The sequence below is a fragment of the Nocardioides sp. NBC_00850 genome (assembly GCF_045207335.1).
Classification (GTDB): domain Bacteria; phylum Actinomycetota; class Actinomycetes; order Propionibacteriales; family Nocardioidaceae; genus Nocardioides.
The window spans coordinates 5,887,414-5,905,997 of the sequence record NZ_CP108845.1 but is presented as its reverse complement, the minus strand read 5'-3'; the positions used below and the strand labels follow the sequence as shown (position 1 = coordinate 5,905,997).

General features: G+C 68.1%; 19 protein-coding genes. 12 read left to right on the top strand and 7 right to left on the bottom strand.

Annotated elements, in window-relative coordinates; all coding sequences use genetic code 11:
* Positions 1–107 precede the first annotated feature (107 nt).
* The 6 genes from OH802_RS28620 (at position 108) to metG (ending at position 6,754) form a co-directional block, all read left to right on the top strand.
* Complete coding sequence (locus tag OH802_RS28620) at positions 108–1,766, top strand: CHAP domain-containing protein (protein ID WP_406023747.1); 1,659 nt, start codon at positions 108–110, stop codon at positions 1,764–1,766.
* A gap of 40 nt (positions 1,767–1,806) precedes the next feature.
* A complete protein-coding gene (locus OH802_RS28615) occupies positions 1,807–2,451 on the top strand; it encodes a DsbA family protein (RefSeq protein WP_406023746.1) in 645 nt (214 codons plus the stop codon).
* 45 nt (positions 2,452–2,496) lie between these two features.
* Complete coding sequence (locus OH802_RS28610; RefSeq protein WP_406023745.1) at positions 2,497–3,021, top strand: TIGR03086 family metal-binding protein; 525 nt, start codon at positions 2,497–2,499, stop codon at positions 3,019–3,021.
* Positions 3,022–3,033: 12 nt separating this feature from the next.
* Entirely contained in the window at positions 3,034–3,579 is a 546-nt protein-coding gene (locus tag OH802_RS28605) for a maleylpyruvate isomerase family mycothiol-dependent enzyme (RefSeq protein WP_406023744.1), read from the top strand.
* Positions 3,580–3,677: 98 nt separating this feature from the next.
* The gene (locus OH802_RS28600) at positions 3,678–4,889 is read left to right on the top strand and encodes a peptidoglycan recognition protein (RefSeq protein WP_406023743.1); all 1,212 of its coding nucleotides are present in this window, start codon (positions 3,678–3,680) and stop codon (positions 4,887–4,889) included.
* 56 nt (positions 4,890–4,945) lie between these two features.
* Entirely contained in the window at positions 4,946–6,754 is a 1,809-nt protein-coding gene (gene metG / locus OH802_RS28595; protein WP_406023742.1) for a methionine--tRNA ligase, read from the top strand.
* A 44-nt stretch (positions 6,755–6,798) separates the two neighbouring features.
* Here the strand turns inward: metG and OH802_RS28590 are convergent, their stop codons facing one another.
* Both OH802_RS28590 and OH802_RS28585 read right to left on the bottom strand, forming a co-directional pair.
* Complete coding sequence (locus tag OH802_RS28590) at positions 6,799–7,176, bottom strand: type II toxin-antitoxin system VapC family toxin (RefSeq protein ID WP_406023741.1); 378 nt, start codon at positions 7,174–7,176, stop codon at positions 6,799–6,801.
* Positions 7,176–7,436: a type II toxin-antitoxin system Phd/YefM family antitoxin gene (locus OH802_RS28585; protein ID WP_406023740.1), complete on the bottom strand. Its 261-nt coding sequence runs from the start codon at positions 7,434–7,436 to the stop codon at positions 7,176–7,178. The genes OH802_RS28590 and OH802_RS28585 overlap by 1 nt, the downstream gene beginning before the upstream one ends.
* 84 nt (positions 7,437–7,520) lie before the next feature.
* Here OH802_RS28585 and OH802_RS28580 point away from each other — a divergent pair, with 84 nt between their 5' ends.
* A complete protein-coding gene (locus OH802_RS28580; protein WP_406023739.1) occupies positions 7,521–8,210 on the top strand; it encodes a glutamine amidotransferase-related protein in 690 nt (229 codons plus the stop codon).
* Positions 8,211–8,216: 6 nt separating this feature from the next.
* On the opposite strand, the gene OH802_RS28575 is transcribed toward OH802_RS28580, so the two are convergent.
* Together OH802_RS28575 and OH802_RS28570 are read right to left on the bottom strand one after the other, a co-directional pair.
* The gene (locus OH802_RS28575) at positions 8,217–8,945 is read right to left on the bottom strand and encodes a GPP34 family phosphoprotein (protein ID WP_406023738.1); all 729 of its coding nucleotides are present in this window, start codon (positions 8,943–8,945) and stop codon (positions 8,217–8,219) included.
* Between the two features lie 7 nt (positions 8,946–8,952).
* On the bottom strand, positions 8,953–9,924 hold the full coding sequence (locus OH802_RS28570; protein WP_406023737.1) for a helix-turn-helix transcriptional regulator: 972 nt from the start codon (positions 9,922–9,924) through the stop codon (positions 8,953–8,955).
* 113 nt (positions 9,925–10,037) lie between these two features.
* On the opposite strand from OH802_RS28570, the gene OH802_RS28565 reads away from it, so the two are divergent.
* Positions 10,038–11,135: an epoxide hydrolase family protein gene (locus OH802_RS28565; protein WP_406023736.1), complete on the top strand. Its 1,098-nt coding sequence runs from the start codon at positions 10,038–10,040 to the stop codon at positions 11,133–11,135.
* Between the two features lie 57 nt (positions 11,136–11,192).
* Here the strand turns inward: OH802_RS28565 and OH802_RS28560 are convergent, their stop codons facing one another.
* From OH802_RS28560 to OH802_RS28550, 3 genes are all read right to left on the bottom strand, one after another.
* Positions 11,193–11,858 carry a GPP34 family phosphoprotein gene (locus tag OH802_RS28560; protein WP_406023735.1) on the bottom strand — a complete coding sequence of 222 codons (666 nt, stop codon included), beginning with the start codon at positions 11,856–11,858 and terminating at the stop codon, positions 11,193–11,195.
* A gap of 69 nt (positions 11,859–11,927) precedes the next feature.
* Positions 11,928–12,377, bottom strand: coding sequence for a VOC family protein (locus tag OH802_RS28555; protein WP_406023734.1), 450 nt, complete (start codon positions 12,375–12,377; stop codon positions 11,928–11,930).
* A gap of 111 nt (positions 12,378–12,488) precedes the next feature.
* The gene (locus tag OH802_RS28550) at positions 12,489–13,592 is read right to left on the bottom strand and encodes a DNA glycosylase AlkZ-like family protein (RefSeq protein WP_406023733.1); all 1,104 of its coding nucleotides are present in this window, start codon (positions 13,590–13,592) and stop codon (positions 12,489–12,491) included.
* A gap of 153 nt (positions 13,593–13,745) precedes the next feature.
* Between OH802_RS28550 and OH802_RS28545 the strand changes: the two genes are divergently transcribed.
* The 4 genes from OH802_RS28545 (at position 13,746) to yjfF (ending at position 18,497) form a co-directional block, all read left to right on the top strand.
* The gene (locus tag OH802_RS28545; protein WP_406023732.1) at positions 13,746–14,723 is read left to right on the top strand and encodes an ABC transporter substrate-binding protein; all 978 of its coding nucleotides are present in this window, start codon (positions 13,746–13,748) and stop codon (positions 14,721–14,723) included.
* Positions 14,724–14,858: 135 nt separating this feature from the next.
* On the top strand, positions 14,859–16,442 hold the full coding sequence (locus tag OH802_RS28540; RefSeq protein ID WP_406023731.1) for a sugar ABC transporter ATP-binding protein: 1,584 nt from the start codon (positions 14,859–14,861) through the stop codon (positions 16,440–16,442).
* Complete coding sequence (locus tag OH802_RS28535) at positions 16,435–17,496, top strand: ABC transporter permease (RefSeq protein WP_406023730.1); 1,062 nt, start codon at positions 16,435–16,437, stop codon at positions 17,494–17,496. Before OH802_RS28540 ends, OH802_RS28535 begins: the two co-directional genes overlap by 8 nt.
* Positions 17,493–18,497: a galactofuranose ABC transporter, permease protein YjfF gene (gene yjfF, locus OH802_RS28530; protein WP_406023729.1), complete on the top strand. Its 1,005-nt coding sequence runs from the start codon at positions 17,493–17,495 to the stop codon at positions 18,495–18,497. Before OH802_RS28535 ends, yjfF begins: the two co-directional genes overlap by 4 nt.
* Positions 18,498–18,584 lie beyond the last annotated feature (87 nt).

The window sequence follows — 18,584 nt, the reverse complement described above, 5'->3', positions numbered from 1 at the left end:
AGTGTTGTAATTCCGACACACCGGTATCAATGGTTGACAACTTTCTCTAGGGTGCTCATGTGCCCCTCAAGTCACAGGAACACCAGTATTCACAGGAGTCGCGCCAGGTGGGGAAGCCTGGCGGGGCGCTGCGCCGGGTCTTGGTCACCGGCGCGGTTCTGCTGCTCGTCGGCCTCGGTGTGCAAGTCATCCCCAAGTTGGCATCACCGGCGCACGCGGGCTCCATCACGCTCTGCTCCGGCTTCTCGGACTGCCGCAGCAAGGGCTACTCCACCGGCGGCTACGAGAGTGCGTGGGGGAGCATGTACTGGCGGATGTACGCCGGTCGGAACTGCACCAACTACGTCGCGTACAAGCTGATCCAGACCGGCCTGCCGAACGCTCGCCCCTGGTCGGGCGAAGGCAACGCCACCAACTGGGGCGTCGCGCTGAGCCGGATGACGAACCGGACGCCGACCGTCGGCTCGGTCGCCTGGTGGCACTCCTCGCACCCGAGCGCGAGCCGCTTCGGGCACGTCGCGATCGTCGAGAAGGTCGGCGCGGACACGATCACGATCTCGGAGTCCAACTACGGCAGCGACATCAGCTGGCGCCGGATCGGCAAGGACTCGGTGAACTACCCGACCGGGTTCATCCACTTCAACGACCAGCGCCTCTCGGTCACCAAGCGGCCGACGGTCGAGGGCACGGCACAGGTCGGCAAGGCGGTCACCGTCAACACCGGCTCGTGGAGCCCGAACCCGAACAAGATCCGCTACCAGTGGATCGTGAACAAGAAGCCGATCCCGGGCGCGACCAACAAGACCTTCCGCATCCCCGGCCACCTCGCCGGCAAGCAGATCGCGGCGGTGCTCACCGGCACCCGCCGGGACTACAGCGAGGCCAGGACGATGAGCCAGATCCTGCCGCCGATCAAGCAGGGCACGTTCAAGGTCCTGGCGCAGCCGAAGATCAGCGGCACCCAGAAGGTCGGCTCGACGATCTCCGTCGGCGGGGCGGACTACGAGCCGTCGGCCAAGATCGGCGAGGTCAGGTGGTACGCCGACAAGCAGCTGATCACGCGCACCAAGTCCCGCTTCCTGAAGGTGCCCGCAACGGCCTCCGGGAAGAGGATCGGCGCGGTCGTCGTCGGTGTCCAGGAGGGCTACCGTCCGAAGCAGTCGTACGCCTTCGCCAGCACGCTCGTCGGCGGCGGCAAGGCGCCGCAGCAGCCGGCGGAGCCGCCGAGCGGGGGCGAGCTGTCGCAGACCGAGGCCGGCTTCGTGAAGGGCGGCACTCGTCTCGGCGGCCTGATGCAGGTCGATCCGGGTGGCTTCAGCGAGGCGGTCGACCTCTCCTACCAGTGGACGCGTGAAGGCACGCCGATCTCAGGGGCTACGACCGAGAAGTACCGTCCGACCGAGGCCGACGTCGGTCGCCGCCTCAGTGTCACGGTGGTCGCTCGTTCCCGCAGCGGCGAGACGCTGACCGAGACGTACGGCCCCAGCGGCCGGGTCCGCGTCAAGCCGAGCGTCAAGGTCACCGGGACCGGCGGCTCCCGGGAGGCGAAGGTGGCCGTCCAGGTCACCGCGCCGGGATACCAGCCGACCGGGACGGTCAAGATCACGACCAACGGCGGACGTACGGTCACCAAGACGCTCAGCGGAGGTGCGGCCGGTGTCACCTTCGTCAAGCTCCCCGCGGGCGAGTACGCCGTCACCGCCGCTTACAGCGGCGACGAGGTCGCCTACTGGGCCAGCGGGGGTGCCTTCACCACCGTCAACTGACGGCCGGAACAGATCCGCAGCGGGGGTGGTTCAGTGTCATATGACACAGACCACCCCCGCTGCGCCGTCCGAGAAGACCCTCGAGAAGACCTCTGCCGACTTCTGGTTCGACCCCGCCTGTCCCTTCGCCTGGATCACCTCGCGCTGGATCCTCGAGGTCGAGAAGGTGCGGGACGTCGAGGTGACCTGGCACATCATGAGCCTGGCGTACCTGAACCAGGACAAGGACATCCCGGAGGACTACCGGAAGATGCTCGCGACCGCGTGGGGCCCGGTGCGGGTCTGCATGGCGGTGCAGCACGAGTACGGCCAGGAGAAGCTCGCCGAGATCTACACGGCGCTCGGCACCCGGCGCCACGTGGAGAAGAAGGAGTTCACCCGCGAGGTCATCGAGGACGCGCTGGTCTCGGTCGGGCTGCCGGTCGAGCTCGCCGACGCGATGGACGACTCCTCGTACGACGAGGACATCGCCAAGTCCCACCACGAGGGCATGGACCAGGTCGGCAACGACGTCGGCACCCCGACGATCGCGATGAACGGCTCGGCCTTCTTCGGACCGGTCATCTCCAAGGCGCCCAAGGGCGAGGAGGCCGGCAAGCTCTGGGACGGGTTCCAGCTGATCACGTCCTACCCCTACGTCTACGAGCTCAAGCGCGCCCGGGTCCACGACCTCGACTTCAGCTGAAGGTTTACCGGTGACGCCCCGCCGAACCAGTCGTAGGTTGGCGGGGTGACTACAACAGACGAGGCAGGAATTCTCTCGCGGGCGCTGGACCAGACCGGCGACCTGCTCGACCGGGTGCACGCCGAGACCGTCTCGCGGCCGACGCCGTGCCGGCAGTGGGACGTCGGCACGCTGGCCGACCACGTGATCGCGGACGGCGGCAACTTCGTCACCATGCTTCGTGGCGGAGAGCCCGACTGGGGCGCGCCGGCGCCGCACGTCAGCGAGAGCTGGGGGCCGACGTTCAGGGTCGGCGCCGACGACGTCCTGCACGCATGGGGACAGGGTCCCGGCGTGCCGGTCGGCTTGCTCGTCGCTGAGTACGCCACCCACTCCTGGGACCTCGCGCAGGCGCTCGACGTCCCGACCTCCGAGCTCGACCCGGAGCTGGCCGAGGTCGCGCTGGGCTTCATGGAGGCGACCCTGAAGCCGGAGATGCGCACGGGTGCGTTCGACGCCGAGGTGGCGGCGCCCGAGGGCGCCGGGGCGTACGAGCGGCTGGCTGCTTTCGCGGGACGCAGACTCGCCTGACACCATGGTCGTGTGGTTGACCAGATGGGAGTGCTCGCGCTGCAGCGGGCCCTGACGCAGGCAGCAGAGCTTCTCGACACCGTCACGGCGGAGGATCTGGCGCGGCCGACGCCGTGCCCCGAGTGGGATCTGCGCAAGCTGGCCAACCACATGATCGCCCAGCCCCGCGTCTTCGTGACGATGCTGCAGGGCTCGCCGCCGGGATGGGATGGGCGTGAGGACTACGCGGTCAACCTGGGCGAGGAGCTGCGCACCAGGGGCAACGCGCTGATCAACCTGTGGCGCGAGGTCGGCCCCGACGACATGGTGATGATCGACCCCGACTGGCAGTCGGCCGAGATCGCGGTCCACACCTGGGACCTGTCCGCGGCGCTCGGCCGCCCGACCGACGGTCTCGACGAGGCGGTCGCCCAGCGGGCGGTCGTCGCGATGGACCGCATCCTCGGGCCGGAGCGCAAGGGGCGGGCCTTCGCCAACGCGCTCTCGGCGCCGGAGGGATCGGGTGCCTACGAGCACCTGGCTGCGTACGCGGGGCGTCCGGTGCCGTTCGTGGCGTGACTCCGAACTGGGCCTCATGAGTCACAGAGGTCTCAAACGACACACCGAACACATGCGTTTGCGGCATGTCGGGCGCTCGACTCTTCAAAATCAAGGGTATGGCCAGCTTCCCCCGCGTCATCACCATGACCCTGACCGCTGTCGTTGTCGGCGCGTCGATGCTCGTGCCTGCTATCGGTTCGGCGATCGGTCCGGCAGCCGCCGAGGACGGTCAGCTGATCAAGCTGCCCCGTCTCGAGGACGGCATCGCCACCCGTGACGTGAAGCTGCCGCCGCGGCTGACCGAGCGGTCCGCCGCCGCGGCCTCGACGGAGAAGCTGCGTACGACGACCTTCTCGATGGTCGGGGTCTCCTGGACCGGGGCGGAGACTCCCCAGGTCGAGGTGCGGGTGAGCAAGTCGGACACGTGGCGCGAGTGGCAGGAGCTGCCGCTGCAGGAGGACCTGCCCGACGGCGCCGAGAGCGTCGCCGCGCGCGGCAAGATCGAGCGCCGGGGCACCCAGCCGGTGTGGACCGGCCGGGCCAGCGGCGTACAGGTGCGGGTCGAGGGTGCGCAGCCCAAGGACCTGAAGCTGACCCTGATCAACACCGGGCCGCAGGAGGACGTCAAGGCTCCGAAGCGGGAGGCCGACGACCTGGGCTACGGCAGCGCTTCGAACGACAGCGCCAACGGCCGGGTCGCGCGGTCGCGACCGAAGTGGGCGCCGAAGCCGACGATCTTCACCCGGTCGCAGTGGGGTGCCAACAACTCCTGGCGCAACGGCCGCCCGGAGTACAACAGCTCGCTGAAGCAGGTCCACATCCACCACACCGCCACGAGCAACAACTACTCCAAGGGCGACGTGCCGGGGATCATCCGTGGCATCTACAGCTATCACACCAGGTCACTGGGGTGGTTCGACATCGCCTACAACTTCCTCATCGACAAGTACGGCCGCGCCTGGGAGGGCCGCTCCGGCGGCATCGACCGGCTCGTCAAGGGCGCGCACACGCGTGGCTTCAACCACCAGTCGATGGGCATCGCCCTGATCGGCAACTTCGAGAACGTACGTCCCTCCGACGACGCCCTCATCAAGACCGAGCGGATGGCGGCCTGGAAGCTCGACATGGCCGGTCGCGACGAGCGCGGCACGCTCGAGACGATCTCGAAGGGCAGCGACCGGTTCCCGGCCGGCCGGCGCGTCCGGGTCTGGGTCATCGACGGCCACTTCCACACCAACGAGACCTCCTGCCCGGGCGCCCAGCTCGCCAAGTGGCTGCCGTGGATCCGGAAGTACGCCTACCAGCGGGACCAGATGTTCAACCCGTGATCCGGGTTGCCGGTGTCGATATAAAACGAGTGGCTGCCTCTCCCTAGGATGGGGCCATGAGCAACGTTCTGTCCGCAGTCGCCTGGCCGTACGCAAACGGCCCGCGCCACATCGGCCACGTGGCCGGTTTCGGCGTGCCCTCCGACGTCTTCAGTCGGTACATGCGGATGGCGGGCCACGACGTGCTCATGGTCTCCGGCTCCGATGAGCACGGCACCCCGATCCTGATCGCCGCCGACGAGGCCGGCGTGACGCCCCAGGAGCTCGTCGACAAGAACCACCGGATCATCGTCGAGGATCTGGTCTCGCTCGGTCTGACGTACGACCTCTACACCCGCACCACCTCGGCCAACCACCACTCGGTGGTGCAGGAGCTGTTCCTCGGCGTGTGGAACAACGGCTACTTCGTCGAGCAGACCTCCAAGGGTGCGATCTCGCCCTCGACCGGCCGGACGCTGCCGGACCGCTACATCGAAGGCACCTGCCCGATCTGTGGGGCCGACGGGGCCCGCGGTGACCAGTGCGACAACTGTGGCAACCAGCTCGACCCGGACCAGCTGATCAACCCGGTCTCCAAGATCAACGGCGAGACGCCGGAGTTCGTCGAGACGCAGCACTTCTTCCTCGACCTGCCCGCGCTGGCCGATGCGCTGCACGCGTTCCTCGACGATCGCGAGCAGACCGGCCTGTGGCGTCCCAACGTCATCCGGTTCAGCCAGAACATCCTCAAGGAGATCCGCCCGCGCGCGATGACACGCGACATCGACTGGGGCATCAAGGTGCCGCTCGACGGCTGGCGCGAGAACCCGACCAAGCGGATGTACGTCTGGTTCGACGCGGTCATCGGCTACCTGTCCGCCTCGATCGAGTGGGCCCGACGCTCCGGCTCGCCCGAGGCGTGGCGCGACTGGTGGAACGACCCGGGGGCGCTGTCGTACTACTTCATGGGCAAGGACAACATCGTCTTCCACTCCCAGATCTGGCCGGCCGAGCTGATCGCATACAACGGTCAGGGGTCGAAGGGTGGTCAGCCCGGTTCCTACGATGTGCTGAACCTGCCGACTGAGGTGGTCTCCAGCGAATACCTGACGATGGAGGGCAAGAAGTTCTCCTCCTCGAAGAAGATCGTGATCTACGTGCGCGACCTCCTCTCGCGCTACCAGCCCGACGCGTTCCGCTACTTCGTGGCGGCCGCCGGCCCCGAGTCGAACGACTCCGACTTCACCTGGGCGGAGTTCGTGCGGCGTACGAACGACGAGCTCGTCGCCGGCTGGGGCAACCTGGTCAACCGCACCGCCACCCTGATCGCGAAGAACTTCGGCGAGCTGCCCGCAGCCGGGACGCTGACCGAGGCGGACCAGGCGATCCTCGACACCGTCGGCGCCGCGTTCGGCACGGTGGGCGACCTGATCGGCCGTCACCGGCAGAAGCAGGCGATCGGCGAGGCGATGCGTGCGGTCGGCGAGGTCAACAAGTACGTCACCGACCTCGAGCCCTGGAAGTTGGCCAAGGCTCCCGAGGACCGCGAGCGTCTGGGCACCGTGCTGCACGTGATGGCCCAGTGCGTCGCCGACCTCAACCTGATCCTGTCCCCGTTCCTGCCGTTCTCCGCCAACGAGATCGACAAGGCGCTGGGTGGCAAGGGTGAGGTCGCCCCGATGCCCCGCATCGAGGAGGTCGAGGACCTCGACGACGGCAAGGCCTACCCGATCATCACCGGCGACTACTCCGGCGCCCCGACCTGGGAGCGCCACGAGATCGTCGTCGGCACCCCGGTCGCCAAGCCCACCCCGGTCTTCCAGAAGCTGGACACCGCGATCATCGACGAGGAGCTCGACCGCCTGGGCATCAAGCCGCAGGAGTGAACTGGGTAGAAGTCCGCAGCCACCCAATGGCTGCGGACTTCTACCTATTTACGTGCGTCCACGATCCAGTCGTAGCCGAGCCCGAGCAAGATCCGATCGGACGTCATGAACTCAAGGCCCTCCGCCGCGGCCTGAGCAACCAGGATGCGGTCGAATGGGTCGTGCTTGCTCAACGCCTCGAACTTGGCCACGCGTGCCGCGTGCCGTTCCGTGAACGGAAGCGGGGTGATGCCCTGATCGCCGAAGAGCCGGACGAGATCGTCCGGTGCATCCAGCTTGCCGAGCATCCTCTTCATCGTGATCTCGAAATGGGAGATCGATGACGCGTAGACCGGACCGCCTTCGATGAGGTCCCACGCCACGGGCCCCAATGTGTCCGGGAACGCCGTCATCCGAATCAAGACGTTGGTGTCGAGCAGCATCAGTCGCGGTTCGCCTGGATCTCGAGCTCCGGGTCGAACATGCCCCTGATCTCCTCATCCATCGCTTCCCACTCGTCGTCGCTCGGCAGCGAGAACATGCCGCGGAGGCCACCGAGCCGGACGTTGGACTGCGGAAGGGCCGTGATCTGGACAACGGGCTTTCCTGCACGCGCGATGATCACCGTCTCGCCGTGCTCGGCCTGATCGACCAGGCGAGACAGATGCGTCTTCGCCTCGTGAATGTTGACCTGCGTCGTCATGAGACCAGTCTAGGTTAGTCCGACTTAGTCCACCAGGGTGGAAATCGTTGGATCAAGCCGGTGCGTGGCTGCGAGGATCGGCGCATGATCGCACTGCTCGGCGACGACCGGGGACACCGTAGCCATCAGGAGCTCAACGCCCTCCGGCCGCAGCTGGCCGAGCTCGGGGTCGAGACGGAGTGGGTGCCGACCGACTCCGGGTTCGACCCTTTGACAAGCTCAGGACATCGCATCGCGGCCTTTGACGGGGTCTGGCTCGTGCCCGGCTCGCCCTACGCCGATGACGCCGCGGTTCTCGCTGCGCTCACGGTCGTGCGGGAGCGGGGCATCCCGTTCCTCGGGGTGTGCGGTGGGATGCAGTACGCGGTGCTGGAGTGGACCCGCAACGTGCTCGGTTCTGCGGCGACCCATGCCGAGTCCGACGGCGCGGGCGAGGACAACGCGGTCGCCGCGCTGGCCTGTTCGCTCTACGGCGAGGAGCGGCTGGTGACCCCGGTCCCCGGCACCCGCTTCGCGGGCTGGCAGCCGGAGCCGTTCGTCGGCATGCACTTCTGCAACTACGCGCCCACAGCCGAGGCCGTGGCGACGCTGGAGAAGATCGGTGTCGTCGTCGGCGCCACCGCGGACGACGCCGGAGCGGAGGTTCTGGAGTTCCCGGACCACCCGTTCTACGTCACCAGCATGTTCCAGCCCCACATCGGTGCCCTCGCCGGAGCCCCGGTCCACCCCCTCGTACGGGCGTTCGTCGAGGTCGCTGGTCGACGGAACGACTGAGTTCGGTCAGCCACCGCCTCCGCCATCGCCGCCCCCTCCTCCACCACCATCTCCGCCCCCGCCGTCTCCGCCGAAGACACCTCCGCCGTCGCCGCCACCGAACCAGTCACCTCCGCGGTGAATGGCTCGGAGGATGCTGCGTAGGGCGGTAACGGCCCAATCGCCCTGAGCGATGTGATCCGCGCGGAGCTTGACGAAGGCCGGCGATACGTCGGGGGACAAGAAGAGTAGATGGATCTGGTCGACGGCGGCGAGGAGACCGATCAAGGTAGCCGTGCGCCGACTCGGGTGGGCGCCCTCGAACAGAGCGGCGGCGAGGTGGTGGCGTACGTCCTGTTTGTAGCTGATCTCGGTGGCCGGCCAGACGGTCCGGGTGCCGAGGAAGCGCTTCTGTTCCTCCCGGCGAAGCAGGCCACGGTGGACGAGGCGGTCGGCGAGATGTCCGAACATCTGGCTGCCGCTGCTCCTGACCAGGGCCATCGGGCGAGGTCTCCCGCCGGCGAGCGTCAGGGTGCGCTGGAGGCAGGGATCCGTGGGGATCCGGACTCCGGTCGGGTGCACTTCCGGGGTGCGTCTGACCGGATCGAGGTGCAGGTGGACCGCTCCGGAGAGCGCGAGCTCGGACACCAGCGCACCGCCGGCGAGGAGGTCGAGCGTCCCCATGTCGAACCCGCCGACGGGACGCCCACTGAAGTCCTCGAGCAAGAGCAGCGCGAGGTCTTCCGCGATCAGCACGAGGTCGTCATTCCGGTTGGGTGATGGCAGCGGCGTAGCGGTTCGCCAGGATCTCGAGGTGGTCGCGGAGCTCTGGGGGTGACTCGACGGTGAAGTCGAGGCCGAGCATGCCGATCCAGACGGCCACGACCTCGAGGCTGTCTCCGCCGGTGACCAGGACGCTGCGGTCGGGGGAGATCGGCTCGACGGTGCCGACGGCGGGGTTGATGCGGGAGATGACCTCGTCGGCGGAGGCGGCGATGATCAGGCGGGCGTGGACGGCCCAGCCGGTGCGGGCGACCTCGCGTACGACGAACTCGGTGAGGTCGCTCTGCTCATCGAACGGCGTGGGATCAGCCGGGCGGAACGGGCGTCCGCCGGGCACCTTCAGACGGAGCCAGTCGACGCGCAGCGGCAGCCAGGCGTCGGCGCGGGGGTCGCGGGCGACGAGGTACCAGCGGCGCTGCCAGGCGATCAGTCGGTAGGGCTCGACCTCGATGGGTTCGTCGCGGTAGTCGGCGCGTACGCCGGCGTGGTCCCGGATCGCGGTGGCCAGCGCCTGCAGGGTGCCGGCGTCGACGTCCGGGTCGGGCACGTTGCTGTCGGTGTTGACGGGGCCAGCCTCCATCGCATCGACCACCGCGGCCAGCTTGCGACGCAGGTGGTCGGGCAGAACCTGCTCGAGCTTTCCCAGCGCCCTGGCGCTGGTCTCCGCGACACCGGTGATGCCCGTCGCGGCACGCAGCCCGACGGCGACCGCGAGCGCTTCCTCGTCGTCCAGCAGCAGCGGCGGAAGCTTCCCGCCGTCACCGAGCCGGTAGCGCCCACCCGGGCCGCGCACCGATTCCACCGGATAGCCGAGCTCGCGCAGCTTGGTCATGTCGTTGCGCACGGTGCGCTCGGAGACGTCGAGCCGGGCGGCCAGGTCGGCGCCGGTCCAGCCGGCAGACGACTGCAGCAGACCGAGGAGCGCGAGCAGTCGCGCAGAGGTTTCCAGCACGGGCTCAGCGTGCGGGAAAAAAGATTCACGGGCCAGCGGAATTCCGGAATCAGGCTTGCCGGAACCCTTCATAACGTAGGTCTCACAAGGTCGGAAACAACCAAGGAGAAGTCATGAACACGCAGGTCAACACCGAGATCAGCACCGTCACCGTCGAGTTCCCGCAGGCGGATCTCGACGACCTCCGCACCCGCCTGGAGCGCACCCGGTTCGCGCCCAGCGTGCCCGGTGACTCCTGGGACTACGGCACCCCGACGGCCTACCTCGCCGACATGGTCGAGCGCTGGAAGAGCTTCGACTGGCGCGCGGTCGAGGCGCGCATCAACGCCGTGCCCAACCACCTGACCGAGATCGACGGACAGGTCATCCACTTCGTCCACGTACCGTCCTCGAACCCGGACGCCAAGGCTCTCCTCCTCGCCCACACCTACCCCGGCTCGTTCCTGGAGTTCCTGCCGATGATCGAGTCGCTGACGGACGAGTTCCACCTGGTGATCCCGGAGTTGCCGGGCTTCGGGCTCTCGACGCCGGTGGTCGAGACCGGCTGGACGATGAAGCGGGCGGCCGAGGCGTACGACGTTCTCATGCGCCGGCTGGGCTACGACTCCTACGGGGTGCACGGCAGCGACGGCGGCGCGATGATCGGTCGCGAGCTGGCCCTGCTGAACCCCGAGGGCTTCCTCGGCGCCCACGTGCTGCAGCTCTTCTCGTTCCCGTCGGGCGACCCGAGCGAGTTCGAGGGCTTCGGGCCGAAGGAGTACGCCGCGCTCGAGCACATGCAGTGGTTCCAGTCGGTCGGCGGCTACAACGCCATGAACGGCTCCCGTCCGCAGACGATCGGTGCGGCGCTGGCCGACTCGCCGGTCGGGACGCTGGCCTACAGCGAGCTCTTCGAGTCCTTCGGCAACGGCACCTCGCTGGTCACCCCCGAGCAGGTCATCGAGCAGGTGACCTATTACTGGCTCACCAACTCCTACGCCTCGGTTGCGCGCTACCACTACGAGGAGGGGCACGCCGAGCGCGAGCCGGAGGTCTCCCAGGGCCGGATCGGGGTCGCCATCTTCAAGGACGACTTCCAGACCATCCGGTCGCTGGCCGAGCGGGACAACGCCAACATCCAGCACTGGTCGGAGTTCCCCGAGGGCGGCCACTACGCGGCCATGGAGCGTCCCGAGGACGTCGCCGCCGACCTGCGGGCGTTCTTCGCCTGACGGCCCGCATGAACCCGAGGATCGCAGCCCCTCCGCGGCTGCGATCCTCGGGTTTTGTCAGGTGGCCGTCGTGGTGACGGTGGTGGCGACCATCACCGCGGTCATGACCGCGGTGACCTCGTCCATCGCGTCCTTGACGCCCTTGGCGGCCCAGTCGCCGCGGGCGATCTCCTTGGCCCGCTTCTTCACCGCTCCAGCGCCGACGGCGCTCGTGTCGACCACCTTGTGGGCGAGGTCGATCGAGGAGAGGAGGGCGATGAGCGGGCCGGTCCGTTCGTCGGGCGCGGCGCCCTGGATGAGGACGGCGACCAGGTGGCCGCGTACGGCGTTCTCGTGGGTCGAGTCCGCGGCCGGCCAGGTGGTGCGCGGGAAGAGGCCGAGGATCTTCTCGTCGCGGCGCCTGAGGATGTTGCGATCGCTCAGCCGCGCGGCGAGGGCCTCGTGCAGGCCCTTGCCGAGGTTGGTGACGGCGTTCTTGGCCGCCAGTGGCTTGGCCGCCAGCACGTCGTACGCAGCGGCCAGGACAGGCTCGTCCGGCCGCCCGCCCGGCACCGCCACGGCCTTGGCCGGGGTGAGCCCGGACTTGGGGACGACCTGGACCGAGCCCGCCATGACGAGCTCGGTCAGGATCGCTCCGCCCAGCGCCTGCTGGACCCAGGACGAGGCGAGCGTGCCCTTCTCGTCATCGAGCACGAGCAGCAGCAGGTCTTCCGCGATCAGCATGTATCGACGGTAAAACGACTCGCTGTCCGGCGCCTCCTACGAAAGACGGATCTTTGCTCGGACCTTCGTCTAGGCCTGTGCCGACTCCGGGCCGGCGACGTCGAACATCCAGCTCACGCCGAACTTGTCCTCGAACTGGCCGAAGTAGTCGCCCCACGGGGCCTGCGCGAACGGCATCCCGGGCGTGCCGCCCTCGGAGAGCTTGGCGTAGTAGTCGGCGAAGCGCGGGTGGTCGGCGGCGTCGGCGCTGGTCATCGCGACGGTGATGCCGGCGGTCGGGGCGACGTAGTCCATGCCCATCCCGGGAGGCGTGTCGGCGGCCATCAGGACGAGGCCGTCGTCGAGGGTGAGCGAGCCGTGCATGACCAGGTCCTTCGCCTCCGGCGGCACCGGACCCATCGCGTCGCCCATGGAGTCGAAGGTCATCGTCTCGACGGTGCCGCCGAGCACCGACCGGTAGAACTCGAGCGCCTCAGCGGCCTCGGACTTGAAGCTGATGTACGGGTTGAGCGTTGCCATTCGGATCGTCTCCTTTGATCGATTTCCGACCCCGTTTCGCTCACAGTAGGCGCGCCGAAGGATGTGGAGAAGGGCAATTCGCGTCGGTTTGCCCTGTTTTCGGGGCCGCTGTCACGGATGGACGATCCCGACGCCCAGCCACCCAGCCAGCGCCTCGATCTCGGCCTCGACCGCGTCACCGATCTCGGCGGTCCACCCGAAGTCCTCATGGACGGCGAAGACGTTCATCAGCGCCTTCTTGTGGTCCACCTTCGCGTCGAGCTTCCCGACGAGCCGCTCGCCGTACAGGATCGGGAGGGCGAAGTAGCCCCAGCGGCGCTTGGCGGCCGGCTTGTACATCTCCAGGACGTACTCGAACCCGAACAGGTCCAGCGCCCGGTCGCGGTCGTAGACGAGGCGGTCGAAGGGGGAGAGCAGGGCAGCCCGTGGCGCGAACCCGTCCTCGAGGGCGGCCAGAGCCTCGGGGTCGACCCGCCACTCGCTGTCGATGCCGGCCACGGTGCACGGGACGCCCGCGTCCCCGGCGCCGAGCACCTCGCCGCCAGAGGAGTCCTTCCGCCCGGGACGCGCGATCCCGAGCGAGGCCAGGCGGCGCACGGTCTCGACCCTCAGGGCCTCCTCTGGGGAGGGCTCTACCGACGTGGGGCTCAGGTCGGAGGGGTAGACGCGCTCGGCGAGATCCCAGGTGCGCAGCTTGCCGCGGCGGCCGGCGATCGCGACCTCGCCCATCCGGTTGAGCAGCTCGATCATCCGCAGGACGTTCTTGTCGTTGGTCCAGCCGGTCGACGCCCAGGGCACCTCGGCGGTGTCCTCGATCTCGCCGGCCACGAGGGGGCCGTCGGCTCGCAGCCGATCCAGGACCTGCGTACGGAATCTCTTATTGGCCTCCACCCACTCGACGGCCGTGGGGTGGATCCGGCCCGGAGACAGAGCGAGAACCGTCTCGATCTCGTCCATGGGGAAGATGAAGCTGGAGAACTCCACCAGCGAGCGCTCCTGCTCGAGGGCGAAGGTCAGATCCGAATGATCGTACGCATCCCCCAACCGCGACCACGCCACCAGATCCGCGCTCGGCGCGATCGCCTTGGTCGGGTCGATCTGCAGAAGCGTCAGCTGATCGACCGTCTCCACCAGCGAGACGGGCCGGTGCGCGTCGAGGAGCTGGGCGCGTACAGCGATCCGTCGCGCCTGTTCCGGGGTCAGGGTGAGCGTCATGGTCGACACAGTATGGGGAGTTCCGGACGACCTGCTGCCGATTCGAACCGATCTTCCGATTCCGCTTGACCGCGCCGATGTTAACGCTCACACTGGGTCGCATCGTGACGACGGTCACACTGGCCGCCGCAGTAAAAACACTGGAGGACGACAGTGAAGAAGACCCTCATCGGGCTGTGTGCGCTCGCCATGGGTGGGATGTCGCTCAGCGCGTGCGGCGGCAGCGAAGCCGCCGACGACGGCTCGATCACCATGGGGTTCGCCCAGGTCGGCGCCGAGAGTGGCTGGCGCACCGCGAACACCACATCGATCCAGGACTCGGCCGAGGAGGCCGGCATCGACCTGAAGTTCTCCGACGCTCAGCAGAAGCAGGAGAACCAGATCAAGTCGATCCGGTCCTACATCCAGCAGAAGGTGGACGTCATCGCGTTCAGCCCGGTCGTCGAGACCGGCTGGGACGCGGTGCTCCAGGAGGCCAAGCGCGCCAAGATCCCCGTCGTGCTGACCGACCGGGCCGTGGACACCGAGGACACCTCGCTCTACGTCACCTTCATCGGCTCCGACTTCGTCGAGGAGGGTGAGAAGGCGGGGCAGTGGCTGGTCGACAACGCCGACGCCTCCGACGTCGACAAGGACGGCGCGGTCAACGTCGTCGAGCTTCAGGGCACCACCGGATCGGCTCCGGCGATCGACCGCAAGAAGGGGTTCGAGGACAAGATCTCCGCGGACTCCAAGATCAAGATCACCGAGTCGCAGACCGGTGACTTCACCCGTGACGGCGGCAAGCAGGTCATGGAGGCCTTCTTGCAGTCCAACCCGAAGATCGACGTCGTCTACGCCCACAACGACGACATGGGCCTGGGTGCGATCGAGGCGATCAAGGCGGCCGGCAAGAAGCCCGGCACCGACATCAAGATCATCACCGTAGACGCGGTCAAGGACGGCATGACCGCACTGGCCGCCGGCGAGATCAACTACATCGTCGAGTGCAGCCCGTTGCTCGGGCCGCAGCTGATGGACGTCGCCGAGAAGGTCGTCGCCGGCGAGGAGGTCCCCGACCGCATCGTCACCGAGGAGACCACCTTCACCCCGGAGCAGGCCGCTGAGGCGCTGCCCGACCGCAAGTACTGACGCCCGTTGACCGAGGTGCCTCGGTGAGGCGTCGCTTCCCTCGTGGAACTCCACGAGGGAAGCGCGCGCTCACCGAGCTACCTCGGTGAGCATTCCGCCGCCGCCCCCTCCGACCCCGCCAGGAGCCAGTACGACATGAGCCAGGCAGAAATGAAGCCACCCCGGCCGGTGGTGGAGATGCTCGACGTCTCCATCACGTTCGGAGCGGTCCGAGCGCTCGACAGCGTCTCGCTGCGACTCCTGCCGGGGGAGGTGCACGCGCTCATGGGAGAGAACGGGGCCGGGAAGTCGACGCTGATCAAGGCCCTGACCGGGGTCTACACGATCGACTCGGGACGGGTGGAGATCGCCGGCGTCGAAACCCAGTTCGCCACCCCGGCCGCGGCTCAGCACGCCGGGATCAGCACGGTCTACCAGGAGGTCAACCTGGTGCCGAACCTCACCGTGGCCGAGAACATGCTCCTCGGTCGCGAGCCGCGCCGCCTCAACGGGATCGGCCCGATCGACCGCCGGGCGATGAACCGCCGCGCGGCCGCCTCGCTGCAGGGCCTCGGCATCGACATCGACCCCGGGTCAGAGCTCGGCAGCCACCCGATCGCCGTCCAGCAGCTCGTCGCGATCGCGCGTGCCGTCGACACCGATGCTCGGGTGCTGATCCTCGACGAGCCGACCTCCAGCCTCGACGCCGACGAGGTGGCCAGGCTCTTCGAGGTGATGCGCAGACTGCGCGACCAGGGCACCGCGATCGTCTTCGTCTCCCACTTCCTCGACCAGGTCTTCGAGATCTCCGACCGGATGACGATCCTGCGCAACGGCCGCGTGGTGGGTGAGCGGCTGGTCGAGGGGACCACCCAGCTGGAGCTGGTGCAGCTGATGATCGGCCGCGACCTCCAGGTCCTCGAACGCCTCGACCATGCCGTGCACGAGGCATCCGAGGAGGCTGCGACCGATCAGCGCCTCCCGGTGCTGAGCGCCGTCGGGCTGGGCCGGAAGGGGAGCCTCGAGGCCACCGATCTCACCCTGTACCCCGGCGAGGTCGTCGGCATCGCCGGCCTGCTCGGCTCGGGGCGTACGGAGCTGGCCCGGCTGCTGTTCGGCGCCGACGCCCCGGACACCGGCGACCTCACGGTTCGCGGCTCGAGTCGGCGGAGGCTGCGCAGTCCCCGACACGCGATCGACCGCAAGCTCGCCTTCTGCAGCGAGGACCGCAAGGCCGAGGGGGTCTTCGAGGAGCTCTCCGTGGCCGACAACATGCTGCTCGGCCTGCAGGCCACCCGTGGCTGGCTGCGGCCGATCCCGACGGCTACCCGGGACAAGCTGGTCAAGGAGTTCATGACCGCTCTCGACGTACGCCCGGCCGACCCGAGCCTCCCGATGCGGAGTCTGTCCGGCGGCAACCAGCAGAAGGTTCTGCTGGCGCGCTGGCTGATCACGGAGCCCGACGTACTCCTGCTGGACGAGCCCACCCGCGGCATCGACATCGGTGCCAAGACCCAGATCCAGCAGCTCGTCGCCGATCTCGCCGAGAAGGGGATGAGCGTGGTGTTCATCTCCGCCGAGCTCGAGGAGGTGCTCCGGCTGAGCCACCGGCTGGTGGTCCTCAAGGACCGCCGCAAGATCGACGAGCGGCCCAACCGGGGCATCGAAGTCAACGACGTACTCGAGATCATCACCGGCGAACCCGGCGGCCTCGCCGAGAAGGAGCGAGCAGATGCCTGAGAACATCAGACCGGGCCAGGGGCTCGGCGCCCGCGCGATGGCCCACCGTCTCTTCTGGCCGCTGGCCGCGCTCGGCGCGCTGCTGGTGGTCAACCTGATCGCAACGCCGACCTTCTTCAACGTACGCATCCAGGACGGTCACCTCTTCGGCAGCCTGGTCGACATCGTCCGCAACGGTGCCCCGGTGCTGCTGGTCGCGATCGGGATGACGCTGGTCATCGCGACCCGCGGGATCGACCTCTCGGTGGGGGCGGTGGCGGCGATCGCCGGCGCCGTCGCCTGCGTCTACATCGTCAAGAGCCCCGCCGACGGAGCCCTGGGCACGGCCGTCATCGCGATCACGATGGCGCTCGCGGTCTGCGTCGCGCTGGGGCTGTGGAACGGCTTCCTGGTCGCGGTGGTCGGCATCCAGCCGATCATCGCCACGCTGGTCCTGATGGTCGCCGGCCGCGGGATCGCGATGCTGGTGACCGGTGGCCAGATCACCACGGTCAACAACGACGCCTTCGCCGCGCTGGCCTCGGGCCATCTGCTCACCCTCCCGGTCGCCGCTCTGATCGCGCTCGGGGTCTTCGCCGCCACCCAGATCGTCGTACGCCGCACGGCGCTCGGCCTGCTCATCGAGTCGGTCGGGATCAACCCGGAGGCGAGCCGGCTGGCCGGCGTACGCTCCCGCACGATCATCTGGACCGTCTACGTCTTCGCGGCATTGTGCGCCGGCACCGCCGGTCTGATCATCGCCGCCAACACCCACTCGGTGAACGCCAACAGCCTCGGACTGTGGATCGAGCTGGACGCCATCCTGGCCGTCGTCATCGGAGGTACGTCGCTGGCCGGCGGCCGCTTCTCGCTGACGGGCACCCTGGTCGGGGCGATGCTGATCGCCACCCTCAGCCGGACCATCCCCAACATCGGCATCCCGGCCGAGGCCAACTATCTGTTCAAGGCGCTGGTGGTCGTGGTCGTGTGCCTGCTGCAGTCGCCGAAGGCGCGGGCAGTGCTGCAACGACGCAGCGACCGTACGCCGACCAGCCGCGAGGAGGCTGTCGCATGAGTGTTCAGGTGCCCGCGATCGAGACCGGGCTCATCGCCCGGGTCGCGCGCTACAGCCCGCCGCGGCGCTACCTCCCCGTGCTCGGCACGTTCGCGCTGTTCATCGGCATGTTCGGGGTCGGCGGGCTCCGCTATGAGGGGTTCGCCGACCCGCAGGTCTTCCTGACCCTGTTGCTCGACAACGCGTTCCTGATCGTGCTCGCGGTCGGAATGACCTTCGTGATCCTCACCGGCGGGATCGACCTCTCGGTCGGCTCCAACGTGGCCCTCTCGACACTGATCGCGGCTCGGACGCTCGAGCTCGGCCTGCCGGTGGTCGCGGTGATCGTGATCGTGCTCCTGTCCGGCACCCTGCTCGGCACCGCGATGGGGCTATTGATCCACTACTTCGACATCCAGCCCTTCATCGCCACCTTGGCGGGCATGTTCCTGGCCCGCGGGCTCTGCTACCTGATCAGCGTCGACTCGATCCCGATCAAGGACGAGACCTTCTCGGCCATCGCGTTCGGCACGATCACCCTGCCCGGTGGCTACTACCTCGGCTGGACGGCGGTCTTCGCGCTGGTGGTCGTCGCGGTCGCTGCGTACGTCCTCGCCTCGACCCGCTTCGGACGCACCGTCTACGCCCTCGGCGGCAGCGAGCCGTCGGCGCTGCTGATGGGTTTGCCGGTCGCGGCGACCAAGGTCGGGGTGTACGCGATCAGCGGGCTGTGTGCTGCGCTGGGCGGGCTGCTGTTCGCGCTCTACACGCTCTCGGGCTACTCGCTGCACGCGGTCGGGATGGAGCTCGACGCGATCGCAGCTGTCGTCATCGGCGGCACGCTGCTCACCGGCGGTCGTGGGTTCGTGATCGGGTCGCTGCTGGGTGTGCTCGTGCTCGGCACGATCCAGACCTTCATCTCCTTCGACGGCACGCTGTCTTCTTGGTGGACTCGGATCTCGATCGGGGTGCTGGTGCTCGTGTTTGTCGTTGCGCAGAGGGTGTTGACTCGGCGGGGGTAGGTCGGTTTCCGCCTCTGTTGGGGGCCGTGTTTTTGTGGTTGGGGTTTGCCGCCGACCCTGTCTTGGAGGGTGTTCTCGGCGGCGTCC

Bases quoted from the DNA above. Each gene is read 5' to 3' on its own strand.
- OH802_RS28615 (WP_406023746.1), top strand. From the start codon at position 1,807: ATGACACAGACCACCCCCGCTGCGCCGTCCGAGAAGACCCTCGAGAAG.
- OH802_RS28600 (WP_406023743.1), top strand. From the start codon at position 3,678: ATGGCCAGCTTCCCCCGCGTCATCACCATGACCCTGACCGCTGTCGTT.
- metG (WP_406023742.1), top strand. From the start codon at position 4,946: ATGAGCAACGTTCTGTCCGCAGTCGCCTGGCCGTACGCAAACGGCCCG.
- OH802_RS28590 (WP_406023741.1), bottom strand. From the start codon at position 7,176: ATGCTGCTCGACACCAACGTCTTGATTCGGATGACGGCGTTCCCGGAC.
- OH802_RS28585 (WP_406023740.1), bottom strand. From the start codon at position 7,436: ATGACGACGCAGGTCAACATTCACGAGGCGAAGACGCATCTGTCTCGC.
- OH802_RS28580 (WP_406023739.1), top strand. From the start codon at position 7,521: ATGATCGCACTGCTCGGCGACGACCGGGGACACCGTAGCCATCAGGAG.
- OH802_RS28565 (WP_406023736.1), top strand. From the start codon at position 10,038: ATGAACACGCAGGTCAACACCGAGATCAGCACCGTCACCGTCGAGTTC.
- OH802_RS28560 (WP_406023735.1), bottom strand. From the start codon at position 11,858: ATGCTGATCGCGGAAGACCTGCTGCTGCTCGTGCTCGATGACGAGAAG.
- OH802_RS28555 (WP_406023734.1), bottom strand. From the start codon at position 12,377: ATGGCAACGCTCAACCCGTACATCAGCTTCAAGTCCGAGGCCGCTGAG.
- OH802_RS28550 (WP_406023733.1), bottom strand. From the start codon at position 13,592: ATGACGCTCACCCTGACCCCGGAACAGGCGCGACGGATCGCTGTACGC.
- OH802_RS28540 (WP_406023731.1), top strand. From the start codon at position 14,859: ATGAGCCAGGCAGAAATGAAGCCACCCCGGCCGGTGGTGGAGATGCTC.
- OH802_RS28535 (WP_406023730.1), top strand. From the start codon at position 16,435: ATGCCTGAGAACATCAGACCGGGCCAGGGGCTCGGCGCCCGCGCGATG.
- yjfF (WP_406023729.1), top strand. From the start codon at position 17,493: ATGAGTGTTCAGGTGCCCGCGATCGAGACCGGGCTCATCGCCCGGGTC.